This is a genomic window from Streptomyces mangrovisoli (genome assembly GCF_000974985.2).
GTDB lineage: Bacteria > Actinomycetota > Actinomycetes > Streptomycetales > Streptomycetaceae > Streptomyces > Streptomyces mangrovisoli.
Genome location: NZ_LAVA02000166.1, coordinates 1 through 1,298 on the forward strand (window position 1 = coordinate 1; position 1,298 = coordinate 1,298).

At 68.6% G+C, this 1,298-nt stretch carries 1 protein-coding gene; it reads left to right on the plus strand.

The genetic code is table 11. The annotated features are described in order from the left end of the window. Positions 1-22: 22 nt before the first annotated feature. Positions 23-1,260, plus strand: a protein-coding gene (locus WN71_RS38855) for an IS3 family transposase (RefSeq protein ID WP_240529920.1) whose coding sequence is annotated in 2 segments (ribosomal slippage) — positions 23-347 and positions 347-1,260 — 1,239 coding nt in all. Because the reading frame shifts where the segments join, the coding sequence is not laid out codon by codon here. Positions 1,261-1,298 lie beyond the last annotated feature (38 nt).

Here is a 1,298-nt window from a genome sequence, read left to right on the forward strand (position 1 = left end):
GGAGGAAGCGAGACAACCGCCGATGGCGATGAAGGACTACTCGGACGAGTTCAGGGCCGATGCTGTGACCCTGTACGAGTCCACACCCGGGGCGACGTACAAGAGCATCGCCGCCGACCTGGGCATCAACCGCGCCACCCTGCGCGAGTGGGTGCTGCGAGACCGCGAACGCCGCGGCGTCGCCGCCACGGCTGGGAAGCCGGCCGCCCAACCGGTGACGCCCGTGCCGTCCGAGGCTTCGGACGAGCGGATCCGGCAGCTGGAAGCCAGGGTGGCCGAGCTCGAGGCGAGTGAACGCAAACTGGCGACCGAGCGGGACATACTCCGCAAGGCGGCCAAGTATTTCGCCGGGGAGACGAACTGGTGAGGAGCCGCTTCCAGTTCGTCGACGACCACCGGGACACCTACGAGGTGAAGCGGCTCTGCCAGATCCTGGACGTGAACCGGTCCAGCTACTACAAGTGGCTCGCCGGCGCCGAGGCCCGGGCCGTCCGGCAGCGCAAGGACCAGGTCCTGGCCGAGGAGATCCGCCGGGTCCACGGCGAGTCCGGCGGCGCATACGGCTCCCCGCGGGTGACCGCCGAGCTCCGGGAGAAGGGGCGTCGGGTCAACGAGAAGCGGGTCGCCCGGATCATGCGGACGTTCTCCATCACCGGCATCCGCCTGCGCAGACGCGTCCGCACCACGATCGCGGACGCGGCCACCGCACCGGTTCCCGACCTGTTCCAGCGGGTCTTCACCGCCCCCGAACCCGGCCTGAAATACATGGGCGACATCACCTATCTCCCCCTGGAGGACGGAGAGTTCCTCTATCTCGCGACCGTGCTGGACTGCTTCAGCCGCAAGGTCGTCGGCTGGTCCATCGCCGACCACATGCGCACCAGCCTGGTCAGCGACGCACTGCAGATGGCGGCTGCGACCCGCGGCGGCCTGGACGGCGCCGTGTTCCACTCCGACCACGGAGCCCAATACGGATCAAGAGCCTTCGCCGATCTCTGCGACCGGCTCGGGGTCACCAGGTCGATGGGCGCGGTCGGCACCAGCGCGGACAACGCGGCCTGCGAGAGCTTCCATGCGTCCCTGAAACGCGAGACCCTCCAGGGCGCCCGCGACTACGGCGACGCCGACACCTGCAGAAGGACGGCATTTGCCTGGCTGGCCCGCTACAACACCCGCCGCCGGCACTCTGCCAACGGTCACCTGAGCCCCAACGAATACGAACGCCGACACCACACCGCTAAACTCACGCTCGCCGCGTGATCAATAACCGCGTGCCCACCTTCACGGGGGAAGGCCCC